This window comes from Sulfuricella sp., from assembly GCA_041651995.1.
Classification (GTDB): Bacteria; Pseudomonadota; Gammaproteobacteria; order Burkholderiales; family Sulfuricellaceae; genus Sulfurimicrobium.
Window position 1 is genome coordinate 1 of sequence record JBAZID010000017.1, and the last position, 16,472, is coordinate 16,472.

Genomic DNA, 16,472 nt, shown 5'->3' on the forward strand with positions numbered 1-16,472 from the left:
AAATACCGCAAGCTGCTGGGCGAAATCCTGCTGGTGTCGTTCGTGCTCAACCTCTTCGCCCTGGTCACCCCGCTGTTCTTCCAGGTGGTGATGGACAAGGTGCTGGTGCACCGGGGGCTGACCACCTTGGACGTGATCGCCGTTGGCCTCTTGGTGATATCGATCTTCGAAGTGGCGCTCTCGGGCCTGCGCAGCTACGTTTTCGCCCACACCACCAGCCGCATCGACGTGGAACTGGGGGCGCGCCTGTTCCACCATCTGCTGCACCTGCCGCTGGGCTACTTCCAGGCGCGCCGGGTGGGCGATTCGGTGGCGCGGGTGCGCGAGTTGGAGAATATCCGTGCCTTTCTAACCGGCAATGCCATCACCGTGGTGCTCGACGTGTTGTTCTCGGTCGTATTCATCGCCGTGATGCTGTTCTACAGCGGCTGGCTTACGCTGGTGGTGTTGGCCTCCCTGCCGCTGTATTTCGTGATTGCCCTGCTGGTCACGCCGCTCCTGCGGGCGCGGCTGCACGAGAAGTTCAACCGGGGCGCGGAGAACCAGGCCTTCCTGGTCGAGACCGTGTCCGGCATCGATACCCTGAAGAGCATGGCGGTGGAGCCGCAGATGCAGCGCCGCTGGGACGCCCAGTTGGCAAGCTACGTCTCGGCCAGCTTTAAAACCGCCACGCTTTCGACCCTGGCGCACGAAAGCACTAATCTCGTCGGCAAGCTGGTCACGGTGGGGACTTTGTGGCTGGGCGCGAAACTGGTGATCGAAGGCCAGCTCACCGTCGGCCAGCTCATCGCCTTCAACATGCTGGCCGGGCGGGTGGCGCAGCCCATCATGCGGCTGGCGCAGTTGTGGACGGATTTCCAGCAGACCGGGATTTCGGTGCAACGGCTGGGCGACATTCTCAACGCGCCGACCGAAGCCGCGGGCGCCAAGAACAGCCTGCCGCCGATTGCCGGGCGCATCACCTTGGACCAGGTCCGCTTCCGTTACCGGCCCGACGCCCCCGAGGTGCTGAAAGGCATCACCCTCGACATCCAGCCAGGCGAGGTCATCGGCATCGTCGGGCGCTCCGGCTCGGGCAAAAGCACGCTGACCAAGCTGGTGCAGCGCCTCTACGTGCCGGAGCGCGGCCGGGTGCTGGTCGACGGGCAGGACTTGACCCTGGCCGATGCTTCCAGCCTGCGCCGCCAGATCGGCGTGGTGCTGCAGGACAACGTGCTGTTCAACCGCACCTTGCGCGAAAACATCGCGCTGGCCGACCCCGGCGCGCCGCTGGAGCAGGTGATCCAGGCCGCCAGGCTGGCCGGGGCGCATGAATTCATCCTGGAACTGCCCGAAGCTTACGACACCATGGTCGGCGAGCATGGCTCGACCTTGTCCGGCGGCCAGCGCCAGCGCATCGCCATCGCCCGAGCCCTGATAAGCGAGCCGCGCATTCTGATCTTCGACGAAGCCACCAGCGCGCTGGATTACGAATCCGAACGCATCATCCAGAACAACATGAAAGCCATCTGCCAGGGCCGCACCGTCATCATCATCGCCCACCGCCTGTCAGCGGTGCGCCATGCAAACCGCATCCTGGTGATGGATCATGGGCAGATCGTCGAGGCCGGGTCGCACGCCGAGTTGCTGGAACATGAAGCCGGGCATTACTCCCGCCTGCATCGCCTGCAACATGCTTGAGGCCTGAACGGAAAGCACGGAGTAAAGCCAATGGATTGCACATCAAACCCAACCCCCCTCAGTCCCCCCTTGTCAGGGGGGAAGCGACTGGCTCCTCCCCTGATAAGGGGAGGATGGGAGGGGTTGGGAAGCCGGAAGAAATCTCACCTTTCGCCATACCCTCCATGTTCTCCGTAGTTTCAAACAAAGAGGATTAGATGAAACGACAAGCCCTGGCCGATCTTCTCGGGCGTTATGCCAAGGTATTCCGCCACGCCTGGACGCAACGCGGCGAACTGGACAGCCCCGCGCTGCAAGCCCACGAGGCGCAGTTCCTGCCCGCCGCGCTGGCCTTGCGCGATACGCCGCTGCACCCCGCGCCGCGCATCACGCTCTGGCTGATCATGGCCTTCGCCCTGATCGCGCTGCTGTGGGCTATCTTCGGACGCATCGACGTGGTGGCGACCGCCGTCGGCAAGATCATCCCCAACGACCGCACCAAGCTCATCCAGCCCATGGAAACCGCCATGGTCAAGGCGATCCACGTGCGCGACGGGCAGGCAGTCCAACTGGGGCAGGTGCTGATCGAGCTCGATGCCACCACCGCCGCCGCCGACACCGAAAGGCTGCGCAGCGAGGCCCTGACCGCGCGGCTGGAGGCGTTGCGCGCGCAAGCCTTGTTGGCTGCGCTGGCAAAAGGCAAGCCGCCGAGGCTGGATGCGCCTGCCGGAGCGGATGCTGCCCGCCTGCTCGCCGAGCAAAGCCAGGCATCCGGCCAGTTCCAGGAATACCAGGCGCGCCAGCTGCAATTGCAGGCCGAAATCGCCCGCCGCCGGGCCGAACTTGCCGCCACCCAGGAGCAGGTCGTCAAACTCGAACAAACCGCGCCCATCGCCCGCAAGCGCGCGGAGGACTACCAGAGGCTGGTCAAGGAGAACTTCATTTCCCGGCATGGCTATATGGAACGTGAGCAGGCCCGTATCGAGCAGGAACAGGATTTGGCGCTGAGCCGGGCGAAAGTCACGGAAATCCGCGCCGCGCTGGCCCAGGCGCAACAGCAGCAGGCCACCCTCACGGCCGAGACGCGCCGGCAGTTGCTGGACCAACGCAACCTGGCGGCGCAAAAAGCCGCATCGCTGGAACAGGAACTGCTCAAGGCGGAACAGCGCGGCCGCCTGATGCACTTGACCGCGCCGGTAGCCGGCACCGTGCAGCAGCTGGCCGTGCATACCGTGGGCGGCGTGGTAACGCCCGCGCAGCCCTTGATGGTGATCGTGCCGCGCGACAACGTGCTGGAAGTCGAGGCCATGCTGCCCAACAAGGACATCGGCTTTGTGAACCCAGGCCAGGACGCTGAGGTGAAGGTGGAGACCTTTCCGTTCACCAAATACGGCACGCTGCATGGCAGGATCACGCAAGTGTCGTCCGATGCGATCCAGGACGAGAAGCTGGGGCTGATTTACGCCACGCGGGTGAAGCTGGCCAAGGATACTTTGCAGGTGGAGAACAAGACCGTGCGGCTCACCCCTGGCATGGCGGTGACGGTCGAGGTCAAAACCGGAACGCGGCGGGTGATCGAGTATTTCCTGAGCCCGCTGATGCAGGTTTCGAGCGAGAGCTTGCGGGAGCGGTGACTTACTGGGCGCTGAACTCGGGCAACCGAAGCGCATCGGCAGCGGAAAGTATGCGCACGCCAGGAACCGTGGGTGCATCGAGCAAATCCTGGTCGCCCGATACCAGCCAGGCAGCCCCGGCGGCCAGTGCCGCATGGATGAATTTGTCGTCGTCTGCATCCCGGCAATGGGTGCATGCCGCGATTTCCGGCGGAACCTCTACCCAGTGCGCAGCGGCATCCAGGTCGTGCAGGATTTGCCGTCGCAGTTCCATGCTCAGATAGCAATCAAACTTGGGCCGCCAAAGCCGCGTTTCAAGCTCGGCAAAGGTGGCGGGCGAAAACACCGGCAAACTGTGTTCGAGTACCTGGCGCACCAATCGGGCGGGCGCGCCATCGCGTGAGAGCGCAGCGCTGATCCATATATTGGTGTCGATTACCACCCGAAGCGTCCCGGCCTGAACCACCCCGGCGCGCGGGGGTGGTTCAGCTTTCATCGGCCAGCAGCGCCTTCAGCACCTTGGGCGTCAGCCCCGCTTGTGCCGCTGCATTGGCGGCCTCATCCAGCGTGTGTTGCAGGCGATTGGCGTAGAACGTGCGCATGGCTTCGTAATCCTGTGCGCTCACCATCACGCCTACCACGCGGTCGCGGCGCAACACACGCACCGGCTCCCGCTGTGCATGGTCAAGGAATTCTCCGAAACGGGTCTTGGCTTCGTTGGCGGTATAAGTTTGCATGGCGGATCCTTCATGGTCGCAACTTGGATTCGCTTATTATAAGCACGAATCGTTCGATCCGATCGATTTCAATGAGCCATGAAATTCGCTGTGCGGATTCGATTTGCTGCTGGTGACTGGATAAATTATCACATGGGAGAGAAACGCGGCCTGGGGTCACGCACAAGCAGGTCAGGCGCGGAAAATGGTGCCAACCGCTCGAGAAAATCCAGCAATTCCAGAGCCGGACTATTACGGAAGAAGGTTGCAGCAGGCGTCTCGATCCAGATCCGGTCAGCATAGGCATAAATCTCATGGGGCGTATCGCCGATACCGTCATGATTGAGATCAAAGCCTTGGTAATCATCCCAGTAATTACCATGCCAGCGATTGGATAGCGCATCCCCGGAGCCGGACATCACAACCTGCACCAGGTTTTTCTCGAAACGGTTGTTTTCAAAAATATGCCCTCCCCTCTCACCGTATAACTGAATACCCGTCGTGTTGTGCGCAACGCGATTAGCGCGAAATACAACCCTGTTCATGTCTCCTACCGGAGAGTCGGAAAGAATGCCGGTGGCACAATGCACAATCTGATTGCCTTCCGCCAGAATTTCGTTGCTCTTCTTGATGGCAATGCAGGCGCCGCCGATACCCGCAGTATGCCGCAGAGTGTTGCCCCGGATCGTGATGTAATCCGAATTCAGCACGACAATGCCGGTGGCGTTGTTTGAAATGTGATTTCCTTCAATATGGCAATTAGGCGAAAAGATGAGGTGCATGCCATAACGGCTGCCGCGAATCGAATTGCCGGAAACATGGTTATTGGGTGAATTCATCAAGGTGAAGTCGCGCGTATCGGCGATGTCATTATTCTCGATACGGTTGTTGATACTGTTCCAGAGGCGGACCGACTCGCCGCGCATGGACAACTCTGCCGGCTTGGAGCGTATGTAATTTCGGCGCACCCTGTTGTGATTCGACTGTTTGAGCACGATGCCAAAAAGCGCGTTTTCAATCACATTATCTTCGATCCGGTTACTGTCGCCTTCAATCGCGATCCCTGAATCCATTTGATCATGCGAGTTTCCGGTATTGCGAAGGATGAGTCCTCGCACCACGGCATTGCCGGTATTGACCCGCAGGACGGATCTTTTCCCGCCACCATCAATGATGGCCTTGCCCCCCCCATCCAGTACGATAGCCCTGGAAAGCGTCACGGGGCCCGCGTAGATCCCGGGAGAAAGACGCAGAATACTGCCAGGGGGCGTTGCATCCACCAGCGACTGCAGCGATGGCCGGCCGAGAACAGAAAAGGGGTGAGCCAGGCAGATGAGCAGCAATAAACCGAAAGCGCGCCTGTTCATGGTAACGCGGCCGATCAGCAAAGCCGGCGGGCAGGCACCATCAGGGGCAGGCATAAGGCCGTCATTTTGCTGAAAATGGAATGAATCATGGGACGAACCGCGCTGCTGCCCTGAGGTGGGTAAAAATTCATCAGGCGCTCATGCTGACATCGCCTTGATCCGCCTGCCTTGATCGGGAACAAGAAAAAAGCCCGGCAAAATATTCGGGCCATCCTCGGGAACAGACCTCAGCTTGCCCCTCTTTTGGCAGTTTTCATGACCTGTTCTTTTTCCCGCTGCCACTCCCGGTCTTTCTCTGCGTCGCGTTTGTCGTGCTGCTTTTTGCCCTTGGCGAGACCAATTTCCAGCTTGATCCGGCCCTTCGAATAGTGCATGTCGAGCGGCACCAGCGTATAGCCCGCGCGTTCCACCTTGCCGATCAGTTTGCTGATTTCCTCTGCGTGCAGCAGCAATTTGCGTGTGCGTACCGGGTCAGGGTGAATGTGCGTGGAGGCCGTCGGCAGTGGGCTGATATGGCAGCCGATGAGAAATATCTCGCCGCTGCGAATAATGACGTAGGCTTCCTTGAGATTCGTCCTCCCGGCGCGTATCGCCTTGACTTCCCAGCCTTCCAGCACCATTCCGGTTTCATATCTTTCCTCGATAAAAAAATCGTGGAAGGCTTTCTTGTTCTGCGCAATGCTCATAAGGACGTGAATTTCCGCGATAAATAGGGTATTTTAGCGTTTTTCACATGATAGCGTTAAAGCTGCAAATCAAAGATGGCACTTGTAGAAAAATCGGTACTGGTTCTGCACTCGGCGCAGCAGATGTTCGACTTGGTGGATGGAGTGGAACTTTACCCGCAATTCCTTCCCTGGTGTGGAGGAACGGACGTGAAATGGCGCGACGAGGCAAGCACCGTGGCAACCGTCATGATCGACTTTCATCGCATCAAGCAAAGTTTTACCACTGAAAACGCCAAGCAGATCCCCTCGCTGATCGAAATGAAACTGCAGGATGGGCCCTTTCGCCACCTGGACGGCAGCTGGCGCTTCACCGCCCTCAACGAGAGCGCGTGCAAGGTCGAATTCAGGCTGCATTATGAATTCTCCAGCAAATTGCTGGAATCCCTGGTCGGCCCGGTGTTCAACCACATCACCAGCAACTTTGTGGACGCGTTCGTGGAGCGCGCCGAGAAAGTCTACGGAACAACATGAGCGAAACCATCCTGATCGAAATCACCTACGCCCTGCCACACGAGCAAATCCTGCTCACGCGGGAACTGACGTCCGGCGCCACCGCCGAGCAGGCGATCCGCGAATCCGGCCTGCTCGAAAAACACCCCGAAATCGACCTGGGCAAGAACAAGATCGGCATCTTCGGCAAACTCGCCAAGCTGGATACCGTGCTGCGCGACAAGGACCGCGTCGAGATCTACCGCCCGCTCATTGCGGACCCCAAGGAAGTTCGCAAACAGCGCGCCGAGGAAGGCAAGGCCATGAAGAAAGGCGGCGGAGATATTGCCTCTGCCGGGGACGAATGACGGTAGAATAGTGAGCTTGATTTCAGGAATGACGTAATGCGAACCGAAGTACATGTACATGGCAGCCTTTATCTGCGCAAAGGCGTCACCCTCTCCCAGATCGAAGCCGGGCTCAGACAATGGATGGAATATCTGGACGCGGAGAGCATCAGTGAAATGCGCAGCCTGGAAGCCAGCGAACCGGGCGTAAGCCACGACCAGACCGCCCGCGTGCTTGATATCTGCTGGACGGGAGAAGTCGGGCGCACTTTTCAGCGCAGCCTGCAAGCCACCCTGGCCGACATGGGTCCGCTGCTGGAACATGCTTCCGAAATCGAGATCACCTTCTACCACGAAGATGGGCGCGATGAATTCCAGCTCCTGTTTGCCGGCCCCAGCGCCGAAGCCATCCATCAAGTCCAGAGGCGGCTCATGCTAACGGATGTGGCTGGCCTGCTCTCGCGCCACTTCGGTCCAGACGAAGTCAAACGCGTCGAGACCCTGGTCAACGAGCTATTTGATCGCGACTGGGAACATAAGGCAACTCAACCCGAAGCGGATTTCCAGCCCTCCGGCAGCCTGATCCAGTTTCGCGGCAAGAAACACCTGCACTAGTCCTGGAAAAGCAGCTAACCACGAAGCACACGGAGGGCACGGAGTAAAACTGGATTGCACGCCGTTCGGCATCCCCCGTCGCTTGAGCGCACAAAAGGCCCAAGATTGCCTTTCTCCGTGTTCTCCGTGGTTTAGAACCAGGGTTTTCAGGCCTTATTTCACAGCGCCAGGCACGCCAGCTCGCGCTCGATAGACTCCGCATCGAGCCGCTCGTAATCTTCCCGGTTGAAGGTAATCATGCCCCCCGCCAGCTCGTGCCAGGTAAAACCGCTGGTCCAGGCGGGCTGCGGGCAGGTCCCCTGTTTGCGGCGCGGGAACAAATACAGGCGGCCCGGCGCGTAGAGCAGGTTGTAGGGCGTTTCGCTCTCATGCAGCTGGTGAATGCCCGCCCAGGCGGATTTCGGGTCGGAGAAGGCCTGGCAGCTTGCGGGGTAAGGCATTTCCCCGCCATTGTGGCCCCACACCGGCGTCATCACCGGAAACCCTTCGGGCTTGATGAACATCTGGAAGTGCAGGTGGTTCACCGAGGCGAACGCACCCAGCGAGTTGTAGCCGAAACCCACGCCGTTCAGCGTCTGCGCCAGCGCTGCGGTGGCGTCCCAGAGATAGAAATGATGCGCCTCGGTCAGGTATTGCGGCAGGCAGCTATCCCGTTCCGGCACCAGCAGTCCATGGAAATCCACGAACGGATATTTGTTGTAATACAGCGTCGCATGGCGGCCGAGCAATTCTCCGGCCCAGAATGCTTCCTTCTGCATGAAGCCCTTGTTGAAATGGAACCCGGCCTCGTCGAAAGGCGCACGCAGATGCTCCGGCACGCGCGACGAGATGCGCTTGGGGCGGAACGAGCGAAGATGGTTGAATTGCAGCTCCCAGGGGCCCGCCCGGCGCTTCACGGTCGGCTGGAGCTGGTCCAGGCCGACAGCATGAATCTTGAGGAATACCAGCAGGTCTTCCTCCACAGCCTGGATTTCGCGCCCCTGCCGCAGCGCCTGCACGTATTCATCGCGCAAGGCGGCATAGAGTTGCGCCAATCCGGCTGAGGCGGCGTCGTAAAGGCGCGGGTCGAAGGTCGCATTGGCGCAGACCAGGATGAACGGCCCCAGGCCGCCTTTTTGCAACAACCCGTCCAGCCCGGCGGCAAAGGCAGAACCAAAGGCCTGGCTGGAGGCAAAGAGGGGTTCTTCATTTGAACTCACAGCAAATTTTCTCCTGCTCACTCCGCTGCCAGCATGTGTTCGGTCAAACGCGCCCAGTAGCTGGCGCCCAGCGCCAGCACCTCGTCGTTGAAATCGTAGTGCGGGTTGTGCAGCATGCTGCCGCCCTCCCCCAGCCCGTTGCCCAGCCAGACGTAGCAGCCGGGCTTTTCCAGCAGCATGAAGGAAAAATCCTCCGCGCCCATGGAGGGGCGCAGATCGCCGCGCACCCCCTCCTTCCCCGCCAGTTCGCTAGCAACATGGCGGCAGATTTCCGCCTCCGCCACCGTGTTGATGGTGGCAGGATAGCCGCGCCGGTAGTCGAGGCTGATCTGCACTCCGAAAGCCGCGCCGATTCCGCCGCATATGCGCTCCATGGCCGCCTCGACGCGATCCTGCACCTCGGGGCGGAAGGCGCGCACCGTGCCGCCCAGCGTGGCATGATCGGGAATCACGTTATAGGCTTCCCCGGCGTGGAAGCGGGTCACGCTCAGCACGGCCGCGTCGAGCGGATCGAGCGTGCGACTGACGATGGTTTGCAGCGCCTGCGCCAGCGCGCTGCCCGCCGCGACCGGGTCGGCACCCTGATGGGGCATGGCCGCATGGGCGCCGTGGCCCTTGATGACGATATCGAACTGGTCCGCCGAAGCCATCATCGGGCCCGGCATGATGGCGAACTGCCCGGCCGGCAGCCCCGGCCAGTTGTGCATGCCGAACACCGCCTGCATGGGAAAACGCTGGAACAGCCCATCCTCGATCATCACCCTGGCGCCGCCCTCGCCTTCCTCGGCGGGCTGGAAGATGAAATACACGGTGCCGTCAAAATTGCCCGTGGCGGCCAGATATTCCGCTGCGCCCAGCAGCATCGCGGTATGCCCGTCGTGCCCGCAGGCGTGCATCTTGCCGTCGTAATGGGAACGGTGCGGGAAAGGGTTCTGCTCGTGGATCGGCAAGGCGTCCATGTCGGCGCGCAAGCCGATGGCCCGGTCACGGGTACCTGAACGCAACACACCCACCACACCGGTCCCGGCCAGGCCGCGATGTACTTCAATGCCCGCGGCGGAAAGCACCTCCACTACCAGGGCGCTGGTGCGCTGTTCCTCGAAGGCGGTTTCGGGGTGGGCGTGAATATCGCGCCGCAAGGCAACGAGACGTTCCTGATTCTGCTTGATATGGGATAGGACTGACATGGCAACGGCCTCTGGCATACATCAACAGTGCCACGATAACATTCACCAACCGTCTCCGAAAGAGCGGGAGCGGGAAAGCCGCGGCTGTAACCAGTCTCAGCAGGTTTCATGCATTGCAGCGGATGACTTGATTCGGTGCAATGCCGATTCCACTTTACCTGGGCGTTCCAGCCGCATCAGAAAGAGAGAGGCGGCTGAAAGCCCTGCAAGAGAGACCTAATCGCGGAAAAACTCGACCTGGATGGCGATTTTCACCTCGTCGCCGACGGCCGGCACATACTTGGTCATGCCGAACTCGGAGCGCTTGATGACCGTCGTGGCGTTGCCGCCACACATCGCCACCTTGGTCATCGGGTGCCGCCCGCACTTGAATTGATCAACCTTCAGCCGGACCGGCTTGGTCACGCCCAGCAGGGTGAAATCCCCATCGGCGCCAGTCAGCCTGTCCCCATCGAAACGCAGTGACTTCGACTTGAATGTGATGGCCGGATACTTGGCCGTATCAAAGAAATCCTCGCCCTGCATATGTTTTTCCAGCTCGGCCAGGCCGGTATCGATGCTGCTAGCGTCAATATTGATGTCGATGCTGCCGGACTGGTCTGCCGTATCCAGCACGATGGTGCCGCTGGTCTTGTTGAAGCGGCCGCGCTGGATGGAGAACCCCAGGTGGCTCACTTCGAAACTTGGAAAGGTATGGCGCGCATCAATGGTGTAAGTGTCCGCGGCAAGGGCGGATACGCTCAGGGTGCTGGCAATGGCAAAGGCGATAAGCGATTTTTTCATGGTGTTCTCCTGTGGTGGGTTGGTGCTACTTGCGAGTAGGGGTTAATAGGAAATGGAACTTGACCTGGACTTCATCGGCGACCACCGAGGTATCGCTCCAGATACCGGAGCCGATGCCATAATCCAGGCGTTTGAGTGGAAAACCGCCATCCAGGACGAGGGTATCCTTGTCCTGCCGGAGCGTGAATGGCGCACGTACTTCCAGCGTCTTTCCCTTGATGTTCAACTTGCCTCTGACTTCATGACGGCCATCGCCCAGCGGCCTGACTGAAGTCGAGCTGAAACTGGCCCTGGGAAAATCGCGCACACTGAACCAGCTCTTGCCCTTGACCTCGTCATTGGCCTCCGCGCTGCCGGCATCGATGCTGGCCAGATCGATTTCGATCTGGACGCGCCCGGCCTCCGGCCTGGCCGGATCGAGAGCGATCTGCGCCGCAAATTTCCTGAAAGCGCCCTCGACCGGGACATTCATTTGCCTGGAGACAAAGGCAATCGAGCTTTTTTCGGCCTGAAGCGTACCAAATTCAGTGGCCTGAGCCACACCCGCAAGCAGCAGAAAGAAAAGGGAAAACAGCCGCATCATTTTGAATCTCCGCGATCAAGAAAAGGCAACATGCGCGCAAGAATACCGTCACGCTCGATGAAATGGTGCTTGAGTGCCGCGCCGGCATGCGCCAACAGTAAAGCCAGCAACGTCATGTTGAGTGTTTCATGAACCGCCCTGAGCAAGTCACCCAGGGCCTTGTCCTTGCCGATCAGGTCGGGCAGCGGCAGCACCCCCAGGTAAACCGTCTGGAAACCCTTGGCCGAGCTCATCAACCAGCCTGACAGGGGAATGGCGAACAGCAGCAGGTAAAGCAGAAAATGCAGCCCATTCGCGGCCTGGCGCTGCCACAGCGGCATGCTGTCAGGCAGCGGCGGCGGCACGTGGCCCAACCTCCAGGCCAGGCGCAGCAGCAGCAACAGGAAAACCGTCACCCCCAGCCACTTGTGGTAGCTGATCAGCTTGAGCTTTAAAGGCGAAAGCGCCAGATCCGCCATGTAAACGCCGAGCGGAAACACGGCCACGATCAGCAGCGCGCTGATCCAGTGCAAGGCGATGGCTGTGTGGGTATAGCGGGCAGGGATCACGCTTTCTCCTTGGCAATGCGAGCGGCCATGAAAGTTGTTCGCAGCCGGCTCAGGCTGGTTTCCAGGGAGACCAGATCCTGCGCTGAAAGTTCGCCGAAAGCCTGCGCCAGATAGTCCAGATGGGCGGGAAAAACGCTGGCGAACAGGGCCTCGCCCTGCGGCGTCAGTTGCACGATCTGGCTGCGCCCGTCGCTGGGCGATGCCACCCGCCGCACCAGGTTTTTGTCAGTCAGGCGGTCCACCACGCCGGTGAGGGTGCCCTTGGTGATCAGGGTTTTTTCACCGAGTTCCTTGAGCGGCATCCCGGCGGTGTTGCCGAGCGTGGCAATAATGTCGAATTGCGCCGGCGTCAGATCCAGGGTGCGGATATGCGCCCCTGAATAAGCCTCGAAAGCCTGGTAGGCTGCGGCCAGTTCGCGCAGGACCGGCAGAAAGGGGGCATGAGGCATGAAGGCTCCATCTGGTTCTAGTTAGGACCAGTTTAGTTCTAACTAGAACCAGATGTCAATATCTTCAGGGGAAAAAACAGGCTGGACAGGCTTTGCAGTTACAGTACATGGGTTTGTGCGCTTCGCGCGGATGATTGATTGCCGGGGGCAGCCCGGCGGCTGGTGCCTTTCTTTTGCTTGCCCAAAAGAAAGGTACCAAAGAAAAAGGCACCCCGCTGCGCCGCCCTACGGGTACCTTCGGGTTGACAGTCGAATTGGGCGTCTGCGCAACTCGCCCTAACAGCCCGCACAAGACACGGGCTGTCGCGGAACTCGAACAGGGCGCAGCCGACATCCCCCAATTCGCCTGCCAACCCGAAGCGGCGCAGAGGGGAAGTTGGGTGGTGTTTCCACGCTCGGCGCCGATAAAAAGGCTGTTCACTTCAACTTGAACGAAGACCCGCAGCCCGAGCCGCAACAAACTCCCCTTGATCCACCGCCGAGCAGCACAGGCAAGCCGGGGGCAGTCGGCGAGCACTGTCTGAGCGCGTAGCGCGAGTTGCGCAGCCGCCCGGCTTGGCGAGCAGCGCAGGGGACCCCGAAGGGGCGGTGGATGGGGGTCGCCTTCTTTTCTCGCCGCGACCTGTGCGTAGCACAGAGCGTCCGGCGGGGACACTCCTTGCGGGTGGGATTACCTTTCTTGGCAAAGCAAGAAAGGTAATCAGCCGCCGGGCTGCCCCCGGCATCAAAAAATCACCATGCGCAAAGCGCATTCAACACGCATTGCACACACAGCCTTGCCCCGAAATCACCCCTGGCGATGAATCCAGTCCGCCCCCAGCGTGCCCGAAAGATCACTCAAGTATTGCGCACTCTCCACATAGGCCAGTTCCTCCCGGGCCTGTCCGAGAAGCAAGGCATATTGCTCGCGTTCCACCTCTGTAAGCAGGTTTTGACGTTCAAGGAAATGTTGCAGATTTTCTTCATGCCGCTGCCATTGCGCCATGTCGCGTTGCCGCTTGATGGATAGCCGCTCCTGATACCAGTCGCTGGCCAGCAGTGCAGCGCGAGTAAACATGCCGCGGATTTCAGGATGGCCGGCATCCTTGCCCTCGTAGCTCCCTGTCGCCATGATGTGCAGCAGCGCCTTGAGCGGCGGGCAGGCATCATTGATCGATCCATCGTCAAGATAGTTCTGCGCCACCCTCCGCTGTGCTTCGACGATATTATCCACGCCATCGGCAAAGGATTCGAGATCCTGGCTCTCCGGCCTGAGCATGGCTTCGTCGAACACCGCCATCGGGCTGTCAAATATCTTGCCGAAATTGGCGTGCACGAAGCGGCTGGTAATGCGATAGCCGAGGCGGCTGGCGCAAATCGTCCGCCCCTGATATTCGAAATCGGCGAGCGGTTCGAGATAGCCGCGCTCGATCATGAGCTGCGGATCGCGCTCGCGTACGGCCAGGCGGCACCAAAGTTCCGGGATCAGCAGGCTGATGTCGTGATCCACGCGCCGGTTGGGGCCGATATGCCCGGCTGCGGTGGAAAAGCCGTCGTAGCCGCTGATGATGTAGGAGACCAGGGCATTGTTCAGGTCCGCTGTTGCGCGCAAGGCGTTGAATGGCCCCTTGGTCAGCGCGCCTTCCGATCCGGCGCCGGTGGTCGAGGGGGATTTCCCGGTCAGGCTGGCGATGAAGTCCATGAACAGTTCGGGCAATTCCTGGAAATGGATGGGGTTGTAGACCGCCAGCGACCGGATACCATGCTCACGGTCCGGCGGGTTGTTGCGCCGCCCGGGCAGGACCGCATTGACCGGGAAATGCACGGCTTCACTCAAAGGCACGCGCCGGTAGAGCCGCGCACCCATCTCGGCGATGTAGCGATCGCGCGGGTTGGCCAGATCGGGGCGCTGTTGCAGATAGCGCACGTTGGCGGAGGGCTTGCCGTCCACGATGCGCGGGTGCGCGGATGAAACAAAGTAGCCCTTGGCCGCGGCCGTGCCGGCAGCCTGCACCAGCTGCTTCATGGGTGCGCTGAATAGCTCGAGACCGATGGCGTCTTCCACCATCTCTTTGGCGTCCGCCGTGGTAAGGGGTTCGAAGTTGGAGATAAAATTGTCCGGCCCGGCCAGGTCGGCCTCGGCCTGCAAATCCAGGCCGCGGTGGATCGCATCATCCGGCCTCTGGAACAGGCGCTGCTCGCAGTTGCCGGTCAGTTTGACGCTGGGGTGCGCATAGTCCGAATTGAGATGCTTCAGGCGGGCCGAGGGCACCGTGATGGAAGCGGTAATATCGTCTTCCATCTGGATCTTGTCCGCCCCGATGAAATCGTGGCGCAGCTTATACATGCGCCAGGCCCCATCCGGTTCCACGCCGACGCGCAGGAAGCTCGCCACCAGGCGGCGGCCATTATATTTGAGTTCATGGCCAGGATAGCCGTTCACCATGTCAACCGAGAAGTATTTGCGCCAGCCGGCGCCCCACTCCGCGCGGTAAAAACGCTTGATCACGAACACCAGCGCACGGATGTGCTGCGGAATGCTTTCCAGCCACTGATTGTATTGCCCGGTGTATTCGCTCTCCGAGGGGGTCAGCAACTTGATCACCGAACCCAGCGTGCGCTCATCGCTCAACAGCGAACGGCTGTCGCGAGCCTGCGCGGTGTTACGGAAGCGACTTGAATAATCCTGGTCGAAGATTGCCTGCACCTGGGTGAGGTCATCATGAATATCACGGACGTAAAACGGCCCGGAAATGATGGTGCCCACGATGGACTTGGAAATCTCCGATTTGCCTCCGCCGGATACCGTGCAGGGCTTGTGCACGAAGGTCCCCTCGGCATCGGTACCGATCAGGCGCCAGGAAGGCGCATGGGGGTGTTTCTCCATGTGGACCTTGTAGCCGCATGGATGGATGTAGGTGTGCCCGGCCAGCAGCTTGATCGTTTGCTCGCGGCCATGGCGCGGCCAGTGGACGGTCTGGTCGAGCAAATGCATGGTGGCATCTTCGGGCACATAAATGATGTCCGGAAAACGCTTGTCAATGCCGTAGCCCTCTTCCCTGACATGCATGACATCACCGAACAGGGACACCAGACCGTCGAAATCATGGCCATCCGTGCGTATCCGGCTGTCGGGACGGAACACCTCGCCCAGATTGTAGCTGGGGAAAGCCAGCGCGCCGCCCGAGTGTTCTTCCTCGCAGCCGCCGAACAGGTTGGCCGCATAGCTGATCTGGGATTTGACTTCCTTCTTGCTGTAGCCGAAGTAGTTGTCCGCAATCAGGGTCACGATCACCCCGCTCATGTCGCGGCAGGTGATCTTGAACGGCAGGCCGCCGTTGTAGAGCTCGTTCTCGTCGCGCCAGCACATGCCGTCGCGGCGCTGGCGCTCGCTGGCCTGATCCCAGTGCGGCAGGCCCAGCCCGGTTTTCTTCAGGCGCACCAGATGCGGCGCGAGAATGACGCAGCCGGTGTGTCCGGTCCAGTGCAGCACGTCCAGGGCGGCATCGTTCTCGGACAGGCAGGGGTTGCCCGCATTGCCGAAAATGCGCTCCACGAAATCCAGATTCGAAACCAGGCTGCCGGGCGCGAAGAAACGCGTTTCCATGGTCTTTTCCGGGCTGATGCCGGGCACTTCCGGCGCCACCAGCGGGCGCATCAGCAGGGACACCCAGCTCTCCGCCTGGTCTGCCTGGCCACTGGTGAAGGGCAGACGCAGCACGTCGCGGGGGGGCTTGAGCGCAGCCTTGAGCAAGGCCGCAAAAACATTGACCGGTACCGCATTCTTGTCCGCGGGAATCGGCAAACCGCCTTCAACGATGTGGAATACGCCCTTGGTGGTGCGCCGGTCGTTGCGCGGGTTGTGCAACACGCCCTGCAGCAGGCGATAGGAGTCAACGAATTCCGCGCTGAAATGCTGGCCATCGACCGGCAGGGAGAGCTCGCGCGCGAGCCTGGGCCGGTCCAGCACGAATGTGGCGCCCGGCAATGAAATTTCGCTCTCGACGCCATTCTGGCGCAGATAATGATTGAGAAAGTTCTGGATACGCTGATCGGCGGGGCAGCGGTAATCCGCCAGCAGCCGCTTCTGGTGCTGATAGCTGCGCAGCAGATCGGCTGCAACCTGCAACTGGGACAGGGCGCCCGTACCTTGCGGGGTGGGCAGGCCAAGTGCCGCAAGATGGAGATTGATATGCTGAATCAGCCCAAGCCGGTCATCCTTGGCATCATCCAGACTCGGATGACCTCTTGTTACCACTTCCATGGTTTC

16 protein-coding genes are annotated in these 16,472 nt (G+C 60.5%); 5 read left to right on the plus strand and 11 right to left on the minus strand.

The window, feature by feature from the left end; all coding sequences use genetic code 11:
* Nucleotides 1–1,680: type I secretion system permease/ATPase (locus tag WC392_14175; protein MFA5243511.1), on the plus strand; the 1,680-nt coding region annotated here is incomplete at its 5' end.
* Between the two features lie 197 nt (nucleotides 1,681–1,877).
* Nucleotides 1,878–3,293, plus strand: coding sequence for an HlyD family type I secretion periplasmic adaptor subunit (locus tag WC392_14180; GenBank protein MFA5243512.1), 1,416 nt, complete (start codon nucleotides 1,878–1,880; stop codon nucleotides 3,291–3,293).
* A gap of 1 nt (nucleotide 3,294) precedes the next feature.
* On the opposite strand, the gene WC392_14185 is transcribed toward WC392_14180, so the two are convergent.
* The 4 genes from WC392_14185 to smpB form a co-directional block, all read right to left on the minus strand.
* Nucleotides 3,295–3,768, minus strand: a complete 474-nt coding sequence (locus WC392_14185) for a putative toxin-antitoxin system toxin component, PIN family (GenBank protein MFA5243513.1) — start codon at nucleotides 3,766–3,768, stop codon at nucleotides 3,295–3,297.
* Nucleotides 3,758–4,009, minus strand: a complete 252-nt coding sequence (locus WC392_14190) for a type II toxin-antitoxin system prevent-host-death family antitoxin (GenBank protein MFA5243514.1) — start codon at nucleotides 4,007–4,009, stop codon at nucleotides 3,758–3,760. The genes WC392_14185 and WC392_14190 overlap by 11 nt, the downstream gene beginning before the upstream one ends.
* 128 nt (nucleotides 4,010–4,137) lie before the next feature.
* Nucleotides 4,138–5,409 (minus strand): nitrous oxide reductase family maturation protein NosD, encoded by a 1,272-nt coding sequence (gene nosD, locus WC392_14195; GenBank protein MFA5243515.1) that lies wholly within the window; start codon nucleotides 5,407–5,409, stop codon nucleotides 4,138–4,140.
* A 173-nt stretch (nucleotides 5,410–5,582) separates the two neighbouring features.
* Nucleotides 5,583–6,041 (minus strand): SsrA-binding protein SmpB, encoded by a 459-nt coding sequence (gene smpB, locus WC392_14200; GenBank protein MFA5243516.1) that lies wholly within the window; start codon nucleotides 6,039–6,041, stop codon nucleotides 5,583–5,585.
* A 75-nt stretch (nucleotides 6,042–6,116) separates the two neighbouring features.
* Here smpB and WC392_14205 point away from each other — a divergent pair, with 75 nt between their 5' ends.
* The 3 genes from WC392_14205 to WC392_14215 are packed head-to-tail and all read left to right on the plus strand — an operon-like array spanning nucleotide 6,117 to nucleotide 7,474.
* On the plus strand, nucleotides 6,117–6,554 hold the full coding sequence (locus tag WC392_14205; GenBank protein MFA5243517.1) for a type II toxin-antitoxin system RatA family toxin: 438 nt from the start codon (nucleotides 6,117–6,119) through the stop codon (nucleotides 6,552–6,554).
* Nucleotides 6,551–6,880, plus strand: coding sequence for an RnfH family protein (locus tag WC392_14210; GenBank protein ID MFA5243518.1), 330 nt, complete (start codon nucleotides 6,551–6,553; stop codon nucleotides 6,878–6,880). Before WC392_14205 ends, WC392_14210 begins: the two co-directional genes overlap by 4 nt.
* Before the next feature lie 36 nt (nucleotides 6,881–6,916).
* Nucleotides 6,917–7,474: a DUF6806 family protein gene (locus WC392_14215; protein MFA5243519.1), complete on the plus strand. Its 558-nt coding sequence runs from the start codon at nucleotides 6,917–6,919 to the stop codon at nucleotides 7,472–7,474.
* 158 nt (nucleotides 7,475–7,632) lie between these two features.
* Here WC392_14215 and WC392_14220 read toward each other — a convergent pair whose 3' ends face one another.
* The 7 genes from WC392_14220 to WC392_14250 form a co-directional block, all read right to left on the minus strand.
* Nucleotides 7,633–8,673, minus strand: a complete 1,041-nt coding sequence (locus WC392_14220; protein MFA5243520.1) for a hypothetical protein — start codon at nucleotides 8,671–8,673, stop codon at nucleotides 7,633–7,635.
* Nucleotides 8,674–8,690: 17 nt separating this feature from the next.
* Nucleotides 8,691–9,860 carry a M20 aminoacylase family protein gene (locus tag WC392_14225; GenBank protein ID MFA5243521.1) on the minus strand — a complete coding sequence of 390 codons (1,170 nt, stop codon included), beginning with the start codon at nucleotides 9,858–9,860 and terminating at the stop codon, nucleotides 8,691–8,693.
* 216 nt (nucleotides 9,861–10,076) lie between these two features.
* Nucleotides 10,077–10,643 carry a YceI family protein gene (locus WC392_14230; GenBank protein ID MFA5243522.1) on the minus strand — a complete coding sequence of 189 codons (567 nt, stop codon included), beginning with the start codon at nucleotides 10,641–10,643 and terminating at the stop codon, nucleotides 10,077–10,079.
* A gap of 25 nt (nucleotides 10,644–10,668) precedes the next feature.
* Nucleotides 10,669–11,226, minus strand: a complete 558-nt coding sequence (locus tag WC392_14235) for a YceI family protein (GenBank protein ID MFA5243523.1) — start codon at nucleotides 11,224–11,226, stop codon at nucleotides 10,669–10,671.
* Nucleotides 11,223–11,771: a cytochrome b/b6 domain-containing protein gene (locus WC392_14240; GenBank protein ID MFA5243524.1), complete on the minus strand. Its 549-nt coding sequence runs from the start codon at nucleotides 11,769–11,771 to the stop codon at nucleotides 11,223–11,225. Before WC392_14240 ends, WC392_14235 begins: the two co-directional genes overlap by 4 nt.
* A complete protein-coding gene (locus WC392_14245) occupies nucleotides 11,771–12,223 on the minus strand; it encodes a MarR family transcriptional regulator (GenBank protein MFA5243525.1) in 453 nt (150 codons plus the stop codon). Before WC392_14245 ends, WC392_14240 begins: the two co-directional genes overlap by 1 nt.
* A gap of 787 nt (nucleotides 12,224–13,010) precedes the next feature.
* Entirely contained in the window at nucleotides 13,011–16,466 is a 3,456-nt protein-coding gene (locus WC392_14250) for a hypothetical protein (GenBank protein MFA5243526.1), read from the minus strand.
* Nucleotides 16,467–16,472: the final 6 nt, after the last annotated feature.